Consider the following 18,290-nt stretch of genomic DNA (forward strand, 5'->3'; position numbering starts at 1 on the left):
AAACATCGGCATCTTCTGTACGCTCGGGAGCGGTTTTTGCCCGTCCGGGCGTATTGTGTGATCCATGGTTTTGATTGCTGTTGCAGGCGGGACGGGACTGGCTGGCCGGGCCGTTGTTGAAGAGGTCGTTGCCCGAGGGCAGCAGGTGCGCTCATTGAGCAGGCGACCACCTTCTGCCGAGGCGCGGGTGGCGGGAGCTGAGTACGTCCACGGCGACTTCCGCACGGGTCAGGGAGTTGCGGCGGGGCTGGTCGGTGCTGATGCGCTGATTGAGACCTTGGATGCCCGGCAGGGTGCCGGGTTGCGGGCGCTGCCGGTCACCTCGGTGGCAGCCCTGAAGGCGGCCGCCGACGCCGGTGTCCGGCGATGCGTTCTGCTCACCATAGTGCGGGCAGGGGAGTGCTCCATGGGCTACTACCAGGCGCAGGCAGCGCGGGCCCTGAGCTACGAGCATTCCGGCCTGCCGACAAGCGTTGTGTACGCCACCCAGTTTCATAATCTCGTGGCGGGCATTTTTTCTGCAGGCGCCAAGGTTGGCGTCATCCCCGCCTTCCACGGTGTCTCGTTCCAGCCAATCGCGACGGCGGACGTGGCCCGTGTGCTTGTTGGCGAGGCGCTGGTTGAGGGTCCCGGCCATCGGGCAGTTCCTGCTGGCGGGCCGGCGGTTCTGACCATGAGGGAGCTGGCGCAGGAATGGAGGTTTGTCACCGGCAGCAAGGCACGCGTGACAACAATGCCGCTGCCGGGTTCCTTTGGCACGTTCCTGCGGCTCGGCAAGAACCTGGTGCCGGAGCATGCTGTGGGACAGATCAGTTTTGGGCAGTGGCTGCGGGCGAATGGCCAGGGCAGCTGACGGCATCTTTTGCTTCCGCCGCGTCCAGACCTTGGAATCTGTTGGACTGCGGGACTAGTCTTTGACAATGGCAGCGCACGCACTGTCTGGGGCTATGGCGCAGTTGGTAGCGCGCTTCGTTCGCATCGAAGAGGCCAGGGGTTCGAATCCCCTTAGCTCCACCATGGACGTTTTAGTCGAACCATTGACCAAGAAAAGACGACCAAATTGAATATCATCTGACGCCTCCGCATTGCGGGGGCGTCTTTTGATTGGCACCAAGGACTTTGCGCCGCCCAGATCGGTCCGTGCGGCCGCCCAGGTGGTTTCTGCGGCGTAGATCCCGGAGAACGGTTCGGCCAGATCAGTGGTCACGTCGCCGATTTCATCAACGTAGATTTTCTCGAAAAAGGACTGATTCATCAGGCGGCGGACAGCGTCGGTGGCTGAACAATAGAGCCCGGCTGGATCTTCGATGAGCTGGAGCGCTTTCTTCAAGACTGCTCCACCAACAGTCAGTTCGGCAGAAATATTCGCCAGCGAGTCTTGAGCCTTGCTCTTCTGGGTGTGGATCTCGTGAAGCTTCATACGGATCTTGTGCTGCGGCAGCGTGCCATCAGCGGCGAGATCTATCAGGCGTTCTTCTTTCACCTCAAGCTCTTTGAGCTGTCTGGTGACTTTTGCGTGAACGTCACGGACACTGCCCTGTTCGTCGGCGAGTGCCTGATCGATTCGATTGTGGATATCTGCCAGATAGTTGGCGGGTAGATTGAGCGATCCGTAGTGGAGCTCAATGGCCTCTTCAATGCGGTAGACCGGTAGATACGGAAGGTCACAAGTACCCTCTTTTCGCTGCCGACAGACATAGTACTGGTACGTTCCGCCGCGCCCGATGGCTTCGGTAAAAATCATGCGGCTCGTCTGGCCGCGATCATGGCACCGTCGGCAAAACAGCATTCCTTTGGCGAAATGGTGATGGACCCGGTCGCGCTGTCCACGGCGGCTTCGGAGATCCATGACTTCCTGCACTCGTTCAAAGAGCTCTTGGCCGATGATCGGCTCGTGCCGTCCGGGGAAGATGTCGCCCTTGTATGTGACGTAGCCGCAGCAATACGGGTCTTTGAGCATCTGGTGGAGCTTGCTTTGCGCGATTGGCTTTTCTGGCGCCCGGGCTGAGGCCCGAGAAGTCAGTCCCATGTCGCCCATCACGGCTTCGAGCCGCTCAAGAGTATAGTCACCAGTTGCATAGAGTTCCCATGTCTTGAGAATGAGGGGCGCGCGCTTCAGATCAAGTTCTACGGTGTTGATCTGTCGTCCGTCGATGTCCTTTCGAACGTTGAGGTATCCCAGTTTGGCTCGGCCGATTGTTCCGCCGTTGATGGCCTTATTGCGCATCTTGATGCGGATGTCTTCGCCGCTGAGCTGGTTTTGCACCTGATTCATGATGTCGGTGACGGCTTCCATAGCTTCGGCGTAGGTGCCTTCGCCGAAGTCTTCCCGTGCAGATAGAAGCCGGACGCCAAGCTTGTCGAGATGTCGCTTGGTAATGGCCGCGTCAACGAAGTTGCGGAAGGCTCGGGATCGGGCATAGACGACGACGTAGTCGACGTCGCGGTTGTCTTGAAGATAGCTCAGCATGGACTGGAAGACGGGGCGCTTTTCGATCGTTTGGGCGGACACGCCGGGTTCGACAAACTCATGGACAATCTCCGCACCAAGCGCCCCAGCTTTCTGCTCGCAGATGTCGCGCTGGGTGGCGATGGAGTTGCCGTCTTTGTCGATGTCGATGGCGGTCTCGGTCTGTTTTTTGCTGGAGACGCGCAGGTAAAGAACGGCCTTTCGCGGGCGCATGGCCTCGATGTCGTCGATGGTCATGATCAAACTCCTTGTATCGGGGTGAGGTTGTTCATGCGGTACTGCCATGAACGCGAAAATGGAGTGCTGGCTGGTTGGCAGCGTGGCGCTGGTTCGGTGATGCCGGTCTGGCGCAGTCGGACAAGAATGGCGACTTCGGATACCTGGAAATGGTTGGCCAGGTCGGATGGACGTTGCATGCCGCTGTAGTAGGCCCGTTTGAGGAGCAGCTTTGGGACGAGTAGGCATCCGGCGAAGTAGTCGGCGGCTTGTTCGGCCTGGTCGGCGGCGCTGAGGTCTTTGGTGCCCAGGTAGAGCTGGTCGGCTCGGTTGTGGTCGATGATGTGCTTGTATTCGTGCGCCAAGGTGAAGCGTTGGCGGCGGTAGTTTTCGTGTTTGTTCAGTTGGATGATCCAGACATTGCCGTTCCAGAAACTTGCTCCGGAGACGGGCGCTTCGACGAGTTCAATTTCGATCTTGGGTAGTTCGGCGATGAACTCGACTGGGACAGCTCCGGCGTCAATATTGTGTAGCTGGAGTAATTTGATGGCTTGGTGTTCGGCGACTTGTTTTGCCTCAGCCAGGGAGTGGACCTCGCGGTTGGGGATGAGAGATCGGAGGGTCGACAGGACACTTCGATCAAATGGAGTTGGGTTGATGGTGTTAGTCATGGCTTTCTCCTTTCTCTGAGAAATAGGTGGGTTATTCGTCCTCGCCGGGTGCGGGACCGGTTGGGATGTTGATGCCGTGCCGGGCGGCGACGCCTCGGAAGTGCTCCTCGATTTCGCGGACGGCATCCTCGGGCATGTCCTTGAACTTCGTGCGCAGATAGGGCTGCAGGGTGGGAAGGTCTGAGCTGCGGAGGACGCGGGATTCGGCTAGGAGATTGGTCAGCGGGATCTGGAGTACATCGGCGATGGAGCGGAGGTTGTCCATGCGGGGACTGCCGATTTGGCCAAGTTCCAGGCGGGTGATCGTGCCTTTGGCAACGTCTGCTCGCCGGGCAACTTCGCTGGCGGATAGGCCAAGTTCTTGTCGCCGTTCCCGGATGGCGTCCGCCAATTGTTGTATGTCGTGGTCTTGCATTTCGTTGATCTCCAATTTCTGTTCGTAGTATGAACCGATCGTTCATTTCGTTCAACGATTTAAGCGAATTCCACAACAGAAATTTCGTCAAGGCAGGAAGTCCTGCCTTATTCTTCGGACATTGTCAGAATCGGCTGTTGAATACGTAGATACCCGAGTCAGACTCGATGCTGTAAATCTCGCCGTCGAGGCGCATGTCTTCAGCCATGGCCTCGGCGTCGATCGTGACGTAGGGCTGGAGCGACTCCGGTAAGAGTTTTTCGACCTCGTCACGCCAGCCGAGGTCGTCGATGATCTGTTCGGCGTAGGCGGCCAGAGTGTCGTATTCGCCCAGATAGGCTACTTCGAAGTGGTGCCAGTCTTCGGGATCGAGGCCGGAGTAGTCGACCCAGGCGGCGAAGGCCTCGCCGTACTTTTCGATTCCTTCAGCCAGTGTGGCAACGTCTTCGATGCGTTCGTATTCACTGAGTCGTTTGTTGCCGAAGCCTTCGTAGTCGTGGATGGCCCATTCCTCTGGGGCTGGTTCTTTGGATTGGGCCAAGATGGCGGTGATCTTTTCATGAATAGCTTCGGCTCCGATGGTGGCGTCGATCCAGTCACCGAGCAGCCGGCCGTTATTGTAGTCGGCCAGTGAGGCGACGTAGATTGCCGGTGTGGTGCGTTGCTTCTCGTGTTCCGGATCTGTCCCGGGTAGGTGTTCGTGGTTCATGTGTTTCCTCCTTTCGCTTGGGGTTGTGTGTTTGCGGCAGGAGCAGCGGAGGGAGTCCGATCGAACTCCACTCACGCTGACCCCTGCCGGGATGGCTCGAACTAGCGTCCACGCGCCGTGCGGGGCTTCACCTCTGCCTGGTCGTTGCCGAACAAGCTGGTGATGGCCTCGCGGCGGGCTGCCGCCTCCCGCTCGATGTCGGCCATGGCAGATTCGGCTTGGGAGACCAGATCGGTGTTGTTCTTGACGAGCGCAATGTGCGCCGCCAAGGCCTGCCTAATCTCCTCGGTGATGGTGCTGCCGCGCAGCTGGGCGATGAGCACCAGCTGGGTGTGGATGTCCGGTTCGAGCCGGACGGCCAGCGTTTTCACGCTGCCCTGGGTGTGACGGTCGATGCCGTCACCCGGTGGTGTCGTCATGACAACTCCTCGGTGCTTGCGGTCGGCGAGGTTTCGGGGTGAAACCTGACTCACCTGGCCGCATGACACCGACGAGCTGTCGACGGTTCAGGCTAGGGGTGATGCCCGGGCCGTTTCGATTCGGGTGATGGCTTCGTGGGCGAAGTCGCTGTTGAGCTCGATGCCGATCCACTGCCGTTGCAAGCGTTCGGCAACGACGGCTGTCGTGCCCGAGCCCATAAATGGGTCAAGGACAACACCGGGCTCCATCCCGTTTTGGTGCCCGCAGCTTGGGGCGAGGGCAAGCCGGGTAGCTGCCTCTCCCAGTCGTCGCAGTGCACGGATATACGGCTTACGACAGATGGTGCAGCGTCCTTCGGGCGTCCCCGCTTGGATGCAGCGGCTAGCCAAGGACTCCGGGAAGCTGGCGTGGTGGCTGCCCTTCCCGGCTGCCGTGGCGAGCGTCCAGAGGTCACCTGGATTCTTGCCGAGCGGGTGCCCAACAACGCCCCGGGCCTTCATAGCCGCCAAGCCGGTGGTGGAGTCAGCATTGGGGCCACGCCATGGCTCGGTGGAGGGTCGGCGCGAGCGCTTGCTGGGTGGTGATCCTGGTTTGGAGAGATGGGGAATGCGAATACTGTCGAGGTCGAAAAAGTAGCATGGCTGTTTGGCGAAAAGGTAGATCACCTCGTGGGTAGCTGTCAGCCGGTCACGGACGCTGGTTGGCATCGGGTTTGGTTTGGCCCAGATGATCTTGTTGCGCAGAATCCAGCCGTCTTCTTGCAACAGCCGGGCGAGCCGTTCCGGTGCCAGTGCCAGGCTTTTGGGTGGGGCGCCCTGGCGGGCATGCGTGGTGTAGGTGTCGCCCAGATTGAGCCAAAACGTCCCGGTGGGCACGAGGACGCGGCGGATTTCGCGGCAGACTTCTCCGAGATTGGCCGCCCATGTATCGACCGATGTTTCCAGCCCGAGCTGGCCGGGTGCGTCGTAGTCGCGCAGCCGGAAATATGGTGGGCTGGTCAAGCACATGTCGACGGTTTCGGCCGGCAGGGTGCGCAGTGTTTCCAAGGCGTCACCGATGTGGAGATTGCTGGTCAGGCTAGTCATGGCGTACCCCCTGTACTACGGCTTCGGCGGCGTCCGCGAGTGCGTATATCCGGTAAAGGCCAGGGCTGGGGCGGCTATTCCGTTCGAGGGCGTCTTGGAGTGACTTTCGACGCCGAACGGCAGTGGTTTCACGGTAGGCGTCCATGGCCCAAATGACATTCGGAAAGCCGCCGAACTGGTGTTGTTCGATCCCCGTACTGCGGTAGTCCTCGTAGGCCGTGCATTTCCCCAGCAGGGTGGGCAGGCTTTCATGCCCCAGGTCGACTTCGATGAAGAACGCACATACTTCCTCGTCATCGGCGGAGGCTGCCAGTTCGACGTAAAGATCGGGCCGCAGCACTTGGGCGACGCTGTAGTTGTCTGCGTACGTGCGGGTGGCTGCATGTTCGGGATCGATTCTGACCACCTCAGCCCCGTGGGCCATGGCTGCCTCGCGGATACCTGCAGCCATGTCACCGATCGCCAAGGTGTGGTCGAGGAAGCGGGCCGATGGCTCATCGAACCGCTTACGAGCCCGGACCGACGCCGTTCCGCGCTGGAGGCGGTCACCCGCCGTGTCCGCGTAGTAGACCAGCCCCTCGGAACCTGCTCGGATGCCGCCGATACGCCGGTCCAAGACGCCCAAGATCCGGAGGGAGCGCAGCCGAGACAGGACCAGGCGGCAAGTTCGTGAAGCCGAGCTCTCCGATCCATGGTCCGTGAAGTGCAGCGCCTGGATGTGCTTGGCGGTTAGGAAGCGGTAGCGATCGACGGATGCCAGGATGTCTTGGTCGCGTCGGCTGAGGTGTGACTGGATCTCCCGGAGTCGTCGGCTACTGATGCGCGGCCCCGCGTGGACTCCGGTGCTGGAAGAACCACCGGTATTCGGCGCCCCTGTTGTCCCCTTTTCGCCGCTGGCCTGCATGGATGCGTGTGGTCGGCTCGACGCGGTCGGGTAGCCGGTCGGAAGGATCGTTTTGTCGCTCATGGTGTGCTCCTGCGACGGCGTCCGCCCGAGTCACCCTGCTCCTGCGCGGGTGTAAGGATGTCTAGGAATCCTTGTTCAATGGCGTCGATGGGCTGGCCGTATTGTTCACGGCTGCGAGTCCGAATGTCAGCCACGTTGGCCGTTGTCTTCGGTGTCGTGAGTGTCTTGCCCGATGCCCAGTCGGTGACGGTGCCCTGGTGGACGAGCTGGGCATAGACGTGGCGAGCCGGCAGCGAGGTGAAGTCCTCAGGGTCAAGCCCCGGGGCCATCACGGACGCAGCACGGGCATCCTTGGCGGCCAGCTGGAAGAAGATGCGGGAACGGCAGTTCGCTTCGAAGGCTGAGCGCATCGCCACCGGCAACTGATCAAGGTATTGGTGGGCGACGTGGAAGGCGGCACCAAGGCTTCGCGCGGTGGCCAGGGCGTCTCCGATATCCGTGGGTAGGCGGAGGTAGTCCTGCACTTCGTCGAGGTAGACCGTTACCGTGTGACGGTTTTTGGGGTCGACTGTTGCGCGTTCCTGGATGGCTTGCCAGAGTTCAGCGACAACCAGGGCACCGAGAAGTTCGGCGGCTTCCGGACCGAGTTTGCCTTTTTGCAATGGCACCAGCAGAATCTTGCCTTCGGTCAGGACCTGCCGAATGTTGAAGCGCGGGTTGCGCTGGGCCAAGACGTGGCGCAGGTGGGGATCCAATAGCGGGCGCAGCTTGTTCATTAGTGGTGACGTCACCTGGGCGCTGGCCTCCGGCGATAGCTGGTCGAACCAGTGCCAGAATGGTCCTGCCGAAAATGGGTCGCTGCGGGCAATGCGTTGGGTGATCGAGCGGCGGAAACCGGCATTGGTCAGCAGCACCGGCAACATGGCCAAGCTGGCGTCACCGCGACTGGTCAGTGCCAGCAGACTGTGCCGGAGGATATCCGAGGAGCGTGGCCCCAATCCGTCTGCCCCGTAGAGCGCTTTGAAGGTGCCGAAGATTTGGTCGGCCACAAGTGCCGGGGAGCGTCCGTGCAGATCCAGTGGATTAATGCCGACCGGTGCGCTGTTGAGCGGATCGAGCAAGACGATGTCATCGCGGCGAGATGATGGTATGACGGCCAGGACATCGCGGATCAGGTCCTTGGGCTCGATGACGACCAGTCCCCGTCCGGCCAGCATGTCATCGTGGATCAGGTTCAGCAGCAGCGAGCTCTTGCCGACGCCGGTTGGCCCGAGCAGCCAGAGGTGTCGCCGGCTGTCATCAGCAGTGATCCCAAGGGTCGTGTCGGTGGCGCCTGGCGCTGTGGCCTGGGCAATGACCCGATGTTTGTCCCCACTGGTGAATGAGGGACGAATCTGGCGCGGATGGATGGGTGGCAGCCCAGGGTACGGGATATCGACAGCGCCCACCGGCCAGCCGCTGAGCAGGCCAACTTCAGCAACCGACAACTGCTGCGCCGGGGTGAAGAATGCCCACTCCGAGGCGGGAGCATTCAGTTTCTGTGCCCTGTCCCCGTGCTCGCGCAGCCGCAACCCAGGAGACAGCAGCGTTCCGAAGGAGCTGACAACACGCTTGATGAGTGCCGACCGGCGGGATTCGTTGGTGGCGTACACGCCGATCCGGATGACGGCGGCAAATCCGTGGTCGGACTGCTTGAACTGGATTTGCCTCACAACCTGTGGGCGGCGCTCCGGCTGAATGCCGGTCAAGACAAGCGATGCGATTCCCTGGCCTGCACGTGGCAGGTGTTCAGGCACCAACTGGGGTGCCAGTCGTGGACCGAGCACGATCTGCACGACCAGCAACTCTTTGCCGTGAAGACCACTCAGACTAGCCAAAATGGACCGGGTGCTCCCCTCGCTGTCGTGTGACTCCAGCGGGCGGATTGGCTGGTTGATAGTGATGCGGCGGGCAACGGCAGCTGCACCTCTACCAGTAGTGTCGGCGGCGACAATCGTGCCAGGTACCATTTGTTCGATGTCTCGGCGGACGGCGCTTTCATGGCGTCGCTGGGAGGCGACGAGGTAGCGGATACCGTCTTTTGTGGCGCGGGCTTCCAAAATGATCTGCGGCGCGTGGAGCTGGGTGGCCCATTGGCGCAGCAGGTTTGCTGTCCGTGTAGCGTCCAGTGGGTACGGCCAATAGATTTCCTGCCAGACCAGCTGGCGAAGGTGGGTTTCTTGGCTAGTCATGGCGCTCTCCTCGGGGACGTCGATTCGTCTCGTGTTGCGCCTGGGCTTCCCGTTCGGCTTCGGCCTGGGCCATGGCGATGACGGCGCGGCTGAGCTTGCGCAGGTCCGGTTTGTCGCGTTGGACGCCGTAGACCGTGATGTGGCGCTCCTGGCGTGGATTGGCGGCACGGCTGCGGCGTGGTTTCTTATGTGTAGGCATAGTGGTTTCCCTCCTTTCAGTCGGTGTTGTGGTTGGCGATGCAGACGATCGTTCAACGTATTGAACGTGGTCTGTGAAGTAGTATGCGTTCAATTCGTTGAACGTTCAACCACTTTGGCGTAAACCACAACACCGACTGGAACAAGCCAAACTACGGATGTAGCGGCGATGGATTCTTGGCCTAGTAGCGTCGGGCGAGCCACATGCGGATCGCCACGATGGCGGTCCACAGCAGCGCGATGACACCGGTAACGATGACCAGGACGGGCCAGATTGACTCGATGATCTTGGCGGCGCAGTAGATGGCAATAGATGCCAGCAGTACGGCCAGGCAGGCACCTACCAGGCGGTCGAACATGGACATGGTCCCTTTCTGCTTGTCGGTCATCGCTGACGCTCGATTTCCAAGAAGATGCCGCAGGCCAGTCCGTGGCTGACGCAGTCTAGGGCGAACTGCAGCTGGTCAGCGACGTAGCGCTTGGTGAGGGCGTAATGCATGACTTGGCCGATGGCGTCCGCCTGGTACAGCTTCCATTCCAGGGTGTCCGGGCCGTAGCCGGCCCGCTCGATCCGGCACATCAGGCGGCGGGCCAGCTCGAACTCATCCGTGGAGGAGAATGACAGCCCCATCTCCACGTGTGCCATGTCGTGCATGAACCGGTAGGCGTAGTTGCCTTCCGGGTTGGCAAAGATGACGCGGCTGGAGTTTTCGTTGCTGACGGGCAGGGGCGTCTTGGATCGCATGGCGACTTCGTAGGCCGCTTGGAGCGAGGCATAGCTGTTAGGAGCATCGGCGGTCGCATGCCAGTCGAAGCCGACACGGGAGGCGATGTGGGAAGCCTCCAACTTGACGTGCGTATTCAGGTTTTCTTGGGCAATGGCCAGCTGGGTGCTGGTGATGTTTTTAGGCATGACAATTAAGCCCTTTCAGGATCGTGTTTTTGGAGGATGTAGGCGACGGCCTACGGAAGGGGTGCGATTAGCGCCGGGCGATGAACAGGCGCCACACGGCGGTGATAAATTTCAGGTACAGCCGCAGGGTGGTGGTGGCCACCCCTGCGAGGACTCTTGCGCTAGACAACACGTCCAGTCGATAAGCGACAACGACTGCCGCAATGAGGATCAGCCAGACGATGAGCGTTGTCATGAGGTGCCGGAGTCGTTGAGAATCCAGTCTGTAATCTCATCGGTGGCAGCACCGACCCCAACCAAGGCAACCCGCAGCAAATGATCGGCCGCGACCGGGTCCACGATCCTGAGCATCTCGGCGTAGGTCCGGACGCGTTCGTGGAGATCCGTGAACAGCTGCGCCGTGTATGCAATGGCATTGAGTACGATGCGGCTTTCGTCGTCTTTGTCAGTGTTGGTATCCATGACCTAACCCCGGAACTGGCGGACTTCCCAGGCGGCATTCTCCGCGAAGGAATCGGCGATGAAGTTCAGGCGGGCGGCGGTTTGGGGGTCCCCGTCGGACAGGAACGTTGCCTCGCGGCTCAGCATCGCGGTCAGGTGCATGCCGGTGGCTGCCACCATACCCGCTGCCTGAACACGGGTGGCTGTCACCAGTCCCCGGGTGATCTCCGCGTTCTGCTGACGGGATAGAGCCCGTCCTTCGGTGCGCGAAAAACTCTCCGGAATATTGGCAAGCGGGCCCTTTGGAGTCGGTAGAAGGCTTGACATGTTCATGGTCCTTACTTCTTTGAAGTCCATCCCGGTAACTCCGGGGTACTTCGACAGTAGAAGCGTCCGAGGGCGTGACTTGAAAGTTGGAAAAAAGTTGGAAAATGCCAATGCCCGCGCATCGCCAAGAACGGTGCGGCATAGTGGGATGCATGAGACCGGATCATGATGACGCCGAGTCACTGGCCTACGAGCTATCTCGACTCCGTAAGAACGAGGGCTTTGTTCAGCGGCGCTTGTTTAAGGCTGCCATCGTTGACGAGATGCTGCGTGGCGCCTACGAGGACACCTTTGAGCGCTTGAAAAGCCGATTCTTGTCCGCGATCTATTCGCTTAACGAACACGAAGCGACTCTCCTGCTGGACGTCTTTGCTTTAAGCCCAGAAACCGAGGGCGTCGCCCGGCTGGAGCACCGTCGACTGATCCATGGCGACAAGATCGGACGTGGCGTCGAGACTGTTGCTTCAAGGGAAGAACCGGCGCTTCGACACCTGCATTCCAGACTCGTTACCGGGACATATGCCCAGTCACCATTGGTCCTACACGTACCGGAGATGCACGGTGGCATCATCTACGAGGCCACCAGCACCTTGATCATTGTGGAGAACCGGAAATGGAAAGAGACCCGCGAGTACTACCGCTTCGCTAATATGACCGACGACCTGGACTATGTCACGGTCACTCGCTCTCACGAAGGCTGGGTCGAACCTCAGCCAGGAGGCGACTTCAAGGTCAACACCCGCACCGTTGATGGCGCCGGCTACAATGACCATTTCTGGCATCTCAACCAAGCGCGCACCAAAACCGAACCTATGGTCCGTGGCGAGATCTATGATCTCAAATTCACCGTGCACCCAGACCATGGACCCAACGAGCAAGACGCCCTCAAGCTTGCCAGCCGCGCATTCCATGACAGGACGCTCCTCGCTTCCGTCCAGGTGGGCTTCATCGGGCATAAACCCAGGAGCCTCTGGAAGTTCGAAAGCGTCAGTCCCTTCGCACGTCCAACGAAAGCCAACGAGTACAACGCTCAGGGACTCGACGATCGCGGGATCGCCACTCTCCGCCTCCGTGACGTACACGGCGGACTATTTAGCGGGATAGTTTGGGAGTGGTGAAGGTTAGCACTCATAAGGCAGCGCAAAGCCCTCGATACCAAGGTATGGTCGAGACCGCAGCAAGAGATCGTCTACAGATTGGCTCCTGAAATACCAGTTGTCCCACATGCGAAGTAGTCCGCGCTGACATCCAAAAGCATCGGGGTGACAGCGCTGGCCCTCACGATTCGAGGCTCACACGCCTCCGAAACTCCACAATCTCACTTGTTGATGAAACAAACCTGAGCAATTCTCCCAGAAAGTTGGCTGACGCCTCTTGTCGGTGCGGATCGAAATGGTCAAGGATGTCAGTAGTCCGGCGTATCCTGTCAGTATCAACGACGATCAGCCGTCCGCCGCTACATGCGGATCGGGTTCGCCTATCCGAGAGGAGCTAGAGTGCGTACACCTACAGAGGCTCGGATGGCTCGATGCCACGCCCAGTCATGCGATTGAGCGTGCTGCAACTAGGTAACTCCAACAAGAGATGGTCTCGGGAGCCTCCGCTACCCTTTGACCACGGCGTAAACTGGTGAGGATGTGAAGAGAGTTCGTCATTGGCACACTACAAGGGCGTTGTGAATTACACAATATCCATGGTTCCCGACAAGTTTCATACTAAAAAGATATCTAAGTATGAAACGCGGAGGATACAGATGGAGAAGCCACGAAAAGAGGAACAAATGAACAGCAAGAGCAGTTACGTTGGCTCAAACGAGATTGCCATTAGTGCAATCGAAGGTGCCGCCGAAGTTGCGCGGGGCATGGAGAGCAAAGAAGATGAACTCATGACGGTGATCGGAAAGACCGGCGTAGTTTGGTCTGTCATTGGCATTGACCACAGCGTCAAGTTCCCCCCGGTCGATGAAGTAGACCCGCTGGTCGACGCCTTGCCGAAATCACACGACACGCCATTCACTCAGACCTCTTGGTGAAAAATGACCAATGAAAAGCTGGGTCGCTCTTTTGAGAGCGTGGGCCGAGATGGGGTCAGCCGATCATGGCCCAACAGGCAGGACTATGCCGAATTTCATACGAATACGGGAGACCTTGAGGGGCCTGAGTATTTTCCTGACGCTTATCGCTTGCACCCGGCAACCTTCTTAGATTGGGTCAAGAGAGGGCAAACCGGGTGCCGCTTTGCTTCTCGCTTGGCTCGAGACGATATCGCCGCACGGTGGGAGTCCGTGCTTATCTCCAAGAATATTCCAAGTGAAGACCTCGCGACGCATGTCTGCGAGGTGATTCTCAGTCTGGATAAACGGACCGAGCTTGTTCAGCTCATTTTTCCCCACATCGAAGAAATTGACCAGCTAATCGGCTTGATAAATGACCTATGCGCCCCGAACTTGAATTGGTTCTGGGAGGCTCAAGATTCATACGACGATGGCTGGGTCGATGTTGGCTTGCGCTGGATACTCCCCGATGGTGAGCATGTCGCTTGGGCTCTTGGCTTTGGTCCGTTTGAGTTCCTACCAGTCACTAGGCGCGCACCAATTGCGAGTATTGTTTTGCGAACTTCGCCTTTAAAAAGAACTTCTGAGACGCGTGACGGTCATGACCTAATTCCGGTTCATGCTGCGGACATGGATGACCTCCTGGATGGAGATGATGACCTGCGCAAGCTTCTCACGAGTGCGACCAAGGAATCAAAGCTTAAATATGTAGCCGAAGAACACGCTCAATCCGCACGAGCAAGGGTTACCTTTAAGCTTCCACGAGAGAATCTATGCGATCCGCACTAGGAGCTGCTATAGACGGCCGCCCCACAGGTGACTTCCGAGCGGATACGTCCGATTTGCATCTTTCGGGCTGAGTTCACCGGTGTATTTAACTATTCCAGGTCGAACACCTAGTATCTCGGCAAACTGAACCCAACGTGGTAGCGCCCTTGCATATACCTTGCCTGCGCCGATCGCAAAGAGAAGTTCAGTAGAAAGCACTCGCTCACCTTCGGGCACGAGGCGGAGGGCATGGGTAACGCGACCACGAAAATCGTCTTCCCAAACATCAAACATGTCAGGGTATATAGTCACTGCACTGCCCACAGTCACGATTGATTCGTCATCGACAACTAATCCCAGATATCTCTTGAGGTTCCGAAACCTTGTCATTGGGACATCAGCGATTTGGGCACCGTGTTTGCAAGGCTCACACTTAAATGTAATGCGGATCCTGGCCCTCCCGATTTCAACGAGCGCGCCAGAACGCAACATCGCCGAAGAGCCGCCGCTAATCACTAAATTCACTCGCGATTGCTCTGAATTAATTTCTTGAGCCTTCAGCTCATCTTCATGCACAATGCAAATTTGCCTCGGATCCCGTGCGTTGACATTTTGCAGGCTTCTTTTTCTTGCAATGCCGGCGAGATCGAGCTCATTTTCCGCTCTAACCATCGGCACTGATCGACCTGGACGATATAGTGCGCCCGTTAGTTTCATACTGGTCATCATCGCACTACAACTCGTCCAGGTCGACCGCACGTCGCTCAGACGACGCCATCATCCTGAACCGTCCCCGGATGCTCCTATAGTTGTCAATTCGATTGCGGAGTGGCTTCTTCATCGAGCCATTGCCGGTAGTTTGTGGCCTTTACGTGGGTGATCATGCCCCGATTATGACAGAACTGTTGATTTGTGCAACGACGGCTGCCCCTCAATGTCCGTCCGGTTCCAGGCCGACCGCTCAAAATATCAGAAATGTCTGTGGTCCACGTACATCCACGTCAACGACGGGGTTGGTAAGCAGCTTCTTGATGCGCCCTACTCCGCGCGGAGTGCTGTGATGGCGAGGTCATGTAACATGGGGCCAATTACGAGAGCCGCACTTAGACGGCGGAGGCGCGTGGATCAAAAACAAAAAAAGTCAGTATAGGTTTGATTTGGAGCACAAAATACTGGCACATGCTGTAGTCTTACTCTGTGACTGAGCAAAATGAGATCATCGGGCATCTCCAAGAAACAGGCATTCTCGACGCCACACGCTGGGCGTACACGTCTGCCGTGAGCCGCACCCTCGGTGACTACTCGGAGGACGCCGGCCACAACGCCACATGGTTGGGCACCACTCGGCATACCCTTTTCTGTGACCGGCTTGACCGAGTTTTTGCTTCCGGCCGGTATCAGCTTCGCGCTGACAGCGACCCGTCTAGTGGGCTTGACCTGGTGTATGCCGAACTCACCGAACGCGACAAGCTCACCATGCCCACGCTATCTCCCGGGCTCGTGCAGCGGTCGTTCCTTAAGGGCAGCCCTGGCTGGAGGTTTGGCGATCGTCGTTTCCTTCTAGCGTCTTGCGCCTATGGAAAGATCTCTCGTCTGCCCTGGTCTGAAAAGAGCGAGACCAAACAGCAGGTTGCTAAACAGCAGAACCCCGATCCTCATCCGTCGCTTTTTGATGACTTTGAGCTGGACGGTGTCGAATGGCTTGTCCCTGCCCTGGAAGAGGTCCTCGACCTTGAGACATTTGTAGTAGGCCACACGCTGGATGCAGTCGGGCAGCGTTCTCAGCTGGTATTCGGGCGACCACGCATCAATGCTGGTGGAGGCGATGCCTGGCATTGGTACGAAAATCTTGACCACACCCCGCCAACATCCGGGGGTCATCGTCTGGATCAGCCTCAGTCGCCTGCGCCTGATCTCATCATTCCCGATGCTCCCGTACGTCTGCGTCGCCCCGCGGCGGAGCAGCGTCCTCAGGCGCGCCGCGAATCGTGAATAATAGTGTTTCCGCAGCGGACGCTGCGGCCCTGTTTGACGGTGGCCGACTGACACTTGCTCGTCAGTTAGCGGGTATCCGGAAGAGCGAATTGGCTCACAGAATCAGCAAAAGCGCCACAGCTTTGGCAGGGTGGGAGACTGGGGCTAAGCGCCCTGCGAGTTCCACCGTTGCCGAACTCGCGCTATCCCTAGGCGTCGATCCAGGATTCTTTGCCGTCCGCCAAGACGATGTGGCGATGCTTAGTGGCACGCCGCATTTTCGGTCACTTCGCTCCACGACCCAAATAACGCGAGATCAAGCAACGGCATATGGACAACTTGCTGTTGACGTATCACTGTCGTTGGAACATCACGTGGAGCTTCCGCACGCTGATATTCCGTCGTATCCAGTAGCTCCGGAGGATATTGAAGACGCTTCGCCAGAAGAAGCTGCTCGATTTGTTCGCCAGCAGTGGCAGCTTGATCCAGGGCCAGTCGGGCACCTTGTCCGGCTAGTGGAGAATCGCGGTGTTCTCGTCGTCTTCAGCCCGCCCGGGACAGCATCCGTGGACGCTTATTCCTTTGATAGCTACGCGCGACCTGTCGTGGTTCTTAACCCGACCAAGCGAGACTATTATCGGCAGCGGTTTGACGTCGCTCATGAGCTCGGCCACCTCGTCATGCACGGAGACGCTGAACCGGGCGGACGGATCATTGAAGAACAGGCCAACCGATTTGCGGCCGAGTTCCTGATGCCTGAATCGGACATTCGAGATTCTCTGCCAAAGACCATGGGTAGAACCGTCTGGACAACCCTCGGGAAACTCAAAGAACAGTACGGCGTGAGCATGCAGGCCCTCCTGTTTCGGTCTCGGCGTCTGGGGCAACTCGGTGACGTTTCATATCGGAATGCGATGACAACTGTGTCAGCCCGCGGATGGCGACGCCACGAGCCCGGTGTCATAAACACTGTCGAGCAGCCGTCGTTGCTCGCCAAAGCTGTCGAGATTTTGGACGAAGTTGGCATTACGGAGCGAATCTTGGTCAGCCAGTGCCGTGTACCTGCTGAGCTGTACCGCCAAGTAGTGTCTCGAGCGCCACTCGAATCGCATCTGGAGACTACGCCAATTTTAGATGAACGACAGAGCCGTTCGACAACAGTCGTGTCTTTGATGGATCGATTCAAAATGACCGAGTCATAGGAATCTCTGGCTGCTTTCACCTTGCTATATTGACAAGGTTGAGAAAGGGACTTTGATAGTCATTGTCGGCGCTGCTCTTCGCCCACCACCAAATGGTCGTTAATTCATTTTAGAAACAGCGAAGCTCACAGACCTCGCCTATTGGACAACTTTAGGTCCGATACCGGTGTTCAAGTCAAAGCGCGATAGTCCTCCCAAATTTGTTCTGCGGTCTTGACTGTCAGCAGGCCAGTTATCTTGGCCACAGCGTGCTGGGAGTATCGCTGATGACGTGTAGCCCCAATTTTGAAAGCTTTAAAGCACTCAGGGTCCTCTTTAAGTTTTAGAACAGAGATGGCTGCTGTCGTCTTGTTTGTCGTGAGGCCAACTTTGACGGAAAGTTCTCGGTGCCCGAGGTTGTAGAAGCCAAGCTCGTCCACTCGCTTGACGGCTACGACACCGGCGTTGGGGGTTCCCTCTGGAACTAAAGACACAGGGACGCCTTCCTTCTTGGTGATTCTAAGGTTGATTTGCATTCCGGAACCTTCGGCAGCAAAGTTGACGGATGCAATGCCTGGAAAAGTCTGCTCAAAAGTTTGGCCACTACGAATATCATTGCCCACCTTCCTCAGCTCGCCGGAACTTGGCTGCGTGAACTCACCACGAATAGCTCCATCAACTATCGCCAGGCTCCTAATTTTCGCTTCCGCTTCGGCATGTCGACGAGTTCCCGGGGCAAGAAGCTTTCGGATTTGTTCCATCTCATCCGTGAACATCAGCATTGGCTCCTGCAAGGAGACGGTTGAAATTGGCAGGACTCTTTCGGGCAAAGAGTCTGAAAGTTGTTCGCTGAAGACGTCCAGTAGTAGGTCCCTGAATAGCGTGACGCCGCTTTGAGCATGGAAATATAGCTGACCTTCAGATAGTTCCACGATGTGGTGTTGTGCAGCATCCCGAAGGCCATTTATGGCCTGGAGAACTAGAGCTTGTTCATCAATGAGGAACCGAACGTCTGGGTTTGAAAGAGCACGTCGGATACACGCGTCAAAGCCGATCGTATTCTTTTCGCGGGGTTCGCGAATTCTGCCGCCACGGTGCAGAATCGCGGCCTTCAACAGCATCTCAAAGGAGTGATCAAGGAGTATGAGGACTGCCTCGGATCTGCCAAGGTCCCAAGGTCGATTGAAATGCTCGATACTCAGGAGTAGTGAGTTGGTTGCTTTCTCTTTGAGAAGCTTTACTTCTTTCCTCATGATTCCCCCACGATGTTTCTTTGCACGTAGATAATTAGAACTGGAAAATGGTGAAAAA

General features: G+C 58.0%; 23 protein-coding genes, 1 tRNA gene and 1 pseudogene. 9 read left to right on the forward strand and 16 right to left on the reverse strand.

The window, feature by feature from the left end; genetic code table 11:
- The first annotated feature begins 64 nt into the window (after positions 1 to 64).
- From ACX80Q_RS01125 to ACX80Q_RS01140, 4 genes are all read left to right on the forward strand, one after another.
- Positions 65 to 853: an SDR family oxidoreductase gene (locus tag ACX80Q_RS01125; protein ID WP_459328671.1), complete on the forward strand. Its 789-nt coding sequence runs from the start codon at positions 65 to 67 to the stop codon at positions 851 to 853.
- An 88-nt stretch (positions 854 to 941) separates the two neighbouring features.
- Positions 942 to 1,017, forward strand: a tRNA-Ala gene (locus tag ACX80Q_RS01130).
- Between the two features lie 361 nt (positions 1,018 to 1,378).
- Positions 1,379 to 1,600, forward strand: a complete 222-nt coding sequence (locus tag ACX80Q_RS01135; RefSeq protein WP_459328672.1) for a hypothetical protein — start codon at positions 1,379 to 1,381, stop codon at positions 1,598 to 1,600.
- A gap of 165 nt (positions 1,601 to 1,765) precedes the next feature.
- Complete coding sequence (locus tag ACX80Q_RS01140) at positions 1,766 to 2,008, forward strand: hypothetical protein (RefSeq protein WP_459328673.1); 243 nt, start codon at positions 1,766 to 1,768, stop codon at positions 2,006 to 2,008.
- On the opposite strand, the pseudogene ACX80Q_RS01145 reads toward ACX80Q_RS01140, so the two are convergent.
- The 14 genes and pseudogenes from ACX80Q_RS01145 to ACX80Q_RS01210 form a co-directional block, all read right to left on the reverse strand.
- Positions 1,901 to 2,755, reverse strand: a pseudogene (locus ACX80Q_RS01145) (recombinase family protein); the annotation flags it as partial. The gene ACX80Q_RS01140 and the pseudogene ACX80Q_RS01145 sit on opposite strands and share 108 nt — an antisense overlap.
- Positions 2,710 to 3,357: an ImmA/IrrE family metallo-endopeptidase gene (locus tag ACX80Q_RS01150; RefSeq protein WP_459328674.1), complete on the reverse strand. Its 648-nt coding sequence runs from the start codon at positions 3,355 to 3,357 to the stop codon at positions 2,710 to 2,712. The gene ACX80Q_RS01150 and the pseudogene ACX80Q_RS01145, both read right to left, overlap by 46 nt.
- Positions 3,358 to 3,388: 31 nt before the next feature.
- A complete protein-coding gene (locus ACX80Q_RS01155; RefSeq protein ID WP_459328675.1) occupies positions 3,389 to 3,787 on the reverse strand; it encodes a helix-turn-helix domain-containing protein in 399 nt (132 codons plus the stop codon).
- Positions 3,788 to 3,896: 109 nt separating this feature from the next.
- Entirely contained in the window at positions 3,897 to 4,481 is a 585-nt protein-coding gene (locus ACX80Q_RS01160) for an antirestriction protein ArdA (protein WP_459328676.1), read from the reverse strand.
- A gap of 101 nt (positions 4,482 to 4,582) precedes the next feature.
- Positions 4,583 to 4,900 carry a hypothetical protein gene (locus ACX80Q_RS01165; protein ID WP_459328677.1) on the reverse strand — a complete coding sequence of 106 codons (318 nt, stop codon included), beginning with the start codon at positions 4,898 to 4,900 and terminating at the stop codon, positions 4,583 to 4,585.
- An 87-nt stretch (positions 4,901 to 4,987) separates the two neighbouring features.
- A complete protein-coding gene (locus ACX80Q_RS01170; RefSeq protein WP_459328678.1) occupies positions 4,988 to 5,986 on the reverse strand; it encodes a DNA-methyltransferase in 999 nt (332 codons plus the stop codon).
- On the reverse strand, positions 5,979 to 6,953 hold the full coding sequence (locus ACX80Q_RS01175) for a replication-relaxation family protein (protein WP_459328679.1): 975 nt from the start codon (positions 6,951 to 6,953) through the stop codon (positions 5,979 to 5,981). Before ACX80Q_RS01175 ends, ACX80Q_RS01170 begins: the two co-directional genes overlap by 8 nt.
- Complete coding sequence (locus ACX80Q_RS01180; RefSeq protein ID WP_459328680.1) at positions 6,950 to 9,124, reverse strand: type IV secretory system conjugative DNA transfer family protein; 2,175 nt, start codon at positions 9,122 to 9,124, stop codon at positions 6,950 to 6,952. The genes ACX80Q_RS01175 and ACX80Q_RS01180 overlap by 4 nt, the downstream gene beginning before the upstream one ends.
- Entirely contained in the window at positions 9,117 to 9,323 is a 207-nt protein-coding gene (locus ACX80Q_RS01185) for a hypothetical protein (protein WP_459328681.1), read from the reverse strand. The genes ACX80Q_RS01180 and ACX80Q_RS01185 overlap by 8 nt, the downstream gene beginning before the upstream one ends.
- 181 nt (positions 9,324 to 9,504) lie before the next feature.
- A complete protein-coding gene (locus ACX80Q_RS01190) occupies positions 9,505 to 9,687 on the reverse strand; it encodes a hypothetical protein (RefSeq protein WP_459328682.1) in 183 nt (60 codons plus the stop codon).
- A 20-nt stretch (positions 9,688 to 9,707) separates the two neighbouring features.
- Positions 9,708 to 10,235, reverse strand: coding sequence for a hypothetical protein (locus tag ACX80Q_RS01195; protein WP_459328683.1), 528 nt, complete (start codon positions 10,233 to 10,235; stop codon positions 9,708 to 9,710).
- Between the two features lie 67 nt (positions 10,236 to 10,302).
- Positions 10,303 to 10,470 (reverse strand): hypothetical protein, encoded by a 168-nt coding sequence (locus ACX80Q_RS01200; RefSeq protein ID WP_459328684.1) that lies wholly within the window; start codon positions 10,468 to 10,470, stop codon positions 10,303 to 10,305.
- A complete protein-coding gene (locus tag ACX80Q_RS01205; protein WP_459328685.1) occupies positions 10,467 to 10,697 on the reverse strand; it encodes a hypothetical protein in 231 nt (76 codons plus the stop codon). Before ACX80Q_RS01205 ends, ACX80Q_RS01200 begins: the two co-directional genes overlap by 4 nt.
- Positions 10,698 to 10,700: 3 nt before the next feature.
- Entirely contained in the window at positions 10,701 to 11,003 is a 303-nt protein-coding gene (locus tag ACX80Q_RS01210; RefSeq protein ID WP_459328686.1) for a hypothetical protein, read from the reverse strand.
- A 152-nt stretch (positions 11,004 to 11,155) separates the two neighbouring features.
- Between ACX80Q_RS01210 and ACX80Q_RS01215 the strand changes: the two genes are divergently transcribed.
- The 3 genes from ACX80Q_RS01215 to ACX80Q_RS01225 all read left to right on the forward strand — a co-directional run bounded on the left by ACX80Q_RS01215 (position 11,156) and on the right by ACX80Q_RS01225 (position 13,845).
- Positions 11,156 to 12,121 (forward strand): hypothetical protein, encoded by a 966-nt coding sequence (locus tag ACX80Q_RS01215; protein ID WP_459328687.1) that lies wholly within the window; start codon positions 11,156 to 11,158, stop codon positions 12,119 to 12,121.
- Positions 12,122 to 12,696: 575 nt separating this feature from the next.
- Positions 12,697 to 13,035, forward strand: a complete 339-nt coding sequence (locus tag ACX80Q_RS01220; RefSeq protein ID WP_459328688.1) for a hypothetical protein — start codon at positions 12,697 to 12,699, stop codon at positions 13,033 to 13,035.
- Between the two features lie 3 nt (positions 13,036 to 13,038).
- Positions 13,039 to 13,845, forward strand: coding sequence for a hypothetical protein (locus ACX80Q_RS01225; protein ID WP_459328689.1), 807 nt, complete (start codon positions 13,039 to 13,041; stop codon positions 13,843 to 13,845).
- Between the two features lie 6 nt (positions 13,846 to 13,851).
- On the opposite strand, the gene ACX80Q_RS01230 is transcribed toward ACX80Q_RS01225, so the two are convergent.
- The gene (locus ACX80Q_RS01230) at positions 13,852 to 14,550 is read right to left on the reverse strand and encodes an MOSC domain-containing protein (protein WP_459328690.1); all 699 of its coding nucleotides are present in this window, start codon (positions 14,548 to 14,550) and stop codon (positions 13,852 to 13,854) included.
- Positions 14,551 to 15,021: 471 nt separating this feature from the next.
- On the opposite strand from ACX80Q_RS01230, the gene ACX80Q_RS01235 reads away from it, so the two are divergent.
- Positions 15,022 to 15,816: a hypothetical protein gene (locus ACX80Q_RS01235; protein WP_459328691.1), complete on the forward strand. Its 795-nt coding sequence runs from the start codon at positions 15,022 to 15,024 to the stop codon at positions 15,814 to 15,816.
- The gene (locus ACX80Q_RS01240; protein ID WP_459328692.1) at positions 15,813 to 17,000 is read left to right on the forward strand and encodes a helix-turn-helix domain-containing protein; all 1,188 of its coding nucleotides are present in this window, start codon (positions 15,813 to 15,815) and stop codon (positions 16,998 to 17,000) included. The genes ACX80Q_RS01235 and ACX80Q_RS01240 overlap by 4 nt, the downstream gene beginning before the upstream one ends.
- A 170-nt stretch (positions 17,001 to 17,170) precedes the next feature.
- Here the strand turns inward: ACX80Q_RS01240 and ACX80Q_RS01245 are convergent, their stop codons facing one another.
- Positions 17,171 to 18,232: a DUF3644 domain-containing protein gene (locus ACX80Q_RS01245; protein ID WP_459328693.1), complete on the reverse strand. Its 1,062-nt coding sequence runs from the start codon at positions 18,230 to 18,232 to the stop codon at positions 17,171 to 17,173.
- Positions 18,233 to 18,290: the final 58 nt, after the last annotated feature.

The sequence above is a fragment of the Arthrobacter sp. HLT1-20 genome, from assembly GCF_054510895.1.

Coding starts and splice junctions, on each gene's coding strand:
- ACX80Q_RS01125 (WP_459328671.1), top strand. CDS start 65: ATGGTTTTGATTGCTGTTGCAGGCGGGACGGGACTGGCTGGCCGGGCC.
- ACX80Q_RS01140 (WP_459328673.1), top strand. CDS start 1,766: ATGGCACCGTCGGCAAAACAGCATTCCTTTGGCGAAATGGTGATGGAC.
- ACX80Q_RS01150 (WP_459328674.1), bottom strand. CDS start 3,357: ATGACTAACACCATCAACCCAACTCCATTTGATCGAAGTGTCCTGTCG.
- ACX80Q_RS01160 (WP_459328676.1), bottom strand. CDS start 4,481: ATGAACCACGAACACCTACCCGGGACAGATCCGGAACACGAGAAGCAA.
- ACX80Q_RS01165 (WP_459328677.1), bottom strand. CDS start 4,900: ATGACGACACCACCGGGTGACGGCATCGACCGTCACACCCAGGGCAGC.
- ACX80Q_RS01170 (WP_459328678.1), bottom strand. CDS start 5,986: ATGACTAGCCTGACCAGCAATCTCCACATCGGTGACGCCTTGGAAACA.
- ACX80Q_RS01175 (WP_459328679.1), bottom strand. CDS start 6,953: ATGAGCGACAAAACGATCCTTCCGACCGGCTACCCGACCGCGTCGAGC.
- ACX80Q_RS01180 (WP_459328680.1), bottom strand. CDS start 9,124: ATGACTAGCCAAGAAACCCACCTTCGCCAGCTGGTCTGGCAGGAAATC.
- ACX80Q_RS01185 (WP_459328681.1), bottom strand. CDS start 9,323: ATGCCTACACATAAGAAACCACGCCGCAGCCGTGCCGCCAATCCACGC.
- ACX80Q_RS01190 (WP_459328682.1), bottom strand. CDS start 9,687: ATGTCCATGTTCGACCGCCTGGTAGGTGCCTGCCTGGCCGTACTGCTG.
- ACX80Q_RS01195 (WP_459328683.1), bottom strand. CDS start 10,235: ATGCCTAAAAACATCACCAGCACCCAGCTGGCCATTGCCCAAGAAAAC.
- ACX80Q_RS01200 (WP_459328684.1), bottom strand. CDS start 10,470: ATGACAACGCTCATCGTCTGGCTGATCCTCATTGCGGCAGTCGTTGTC.
- ACX80Q_RS01205 (WP_459328685.1), bottom strand. CDS start 10,697: ATGGATACCAACACTGACAAAGACGACGAAAGCCGCATCGTACTCAAT.
- ACX80Q_RS01210 (WP_459328686.1), bottom strand. CDS start 11,003: ATGTCAAGCCTTCTACCGACTCCAAAGGGCCCGCTTGCCAATATTCCG.
- ACX80Q_RS01215 (WP_459328687.1), top strand. CDS start 11,156: ATGAGACCGGATCATGATGACGCCGAGTCACTGGCCTACGAGCTATCT.
- ACX80Q_RS01220 (WP_459328688.1), top strand. CDS start 12,697: ATGGTTCCCGACAAGTTTCATACTAAAAAGATATCTAAGTATGAAACG.
- ACX80Q_RS01225 (WP_459328689.1), top strand. CDS start 13,039: ATGACCAATGAAAAGCTGGGTCGCTCTTTTGAGAGCGTGGGCCGAGAT.
- ACX80Q_RS01230 (WP_459328690.1), bottom strand. CDS start 14,550: ATGACCAGTATGAAACTAACGGGCGCACTATATCGTCCAGGTCGATCA.
- ACX80Q_RS01245 (WP_459328693.1), bottom strand. CDS start 18,232: ATGAGGAAAGAAGTAAAGCTTCTCAAAGAGAAAGCAACCAACTCACTA.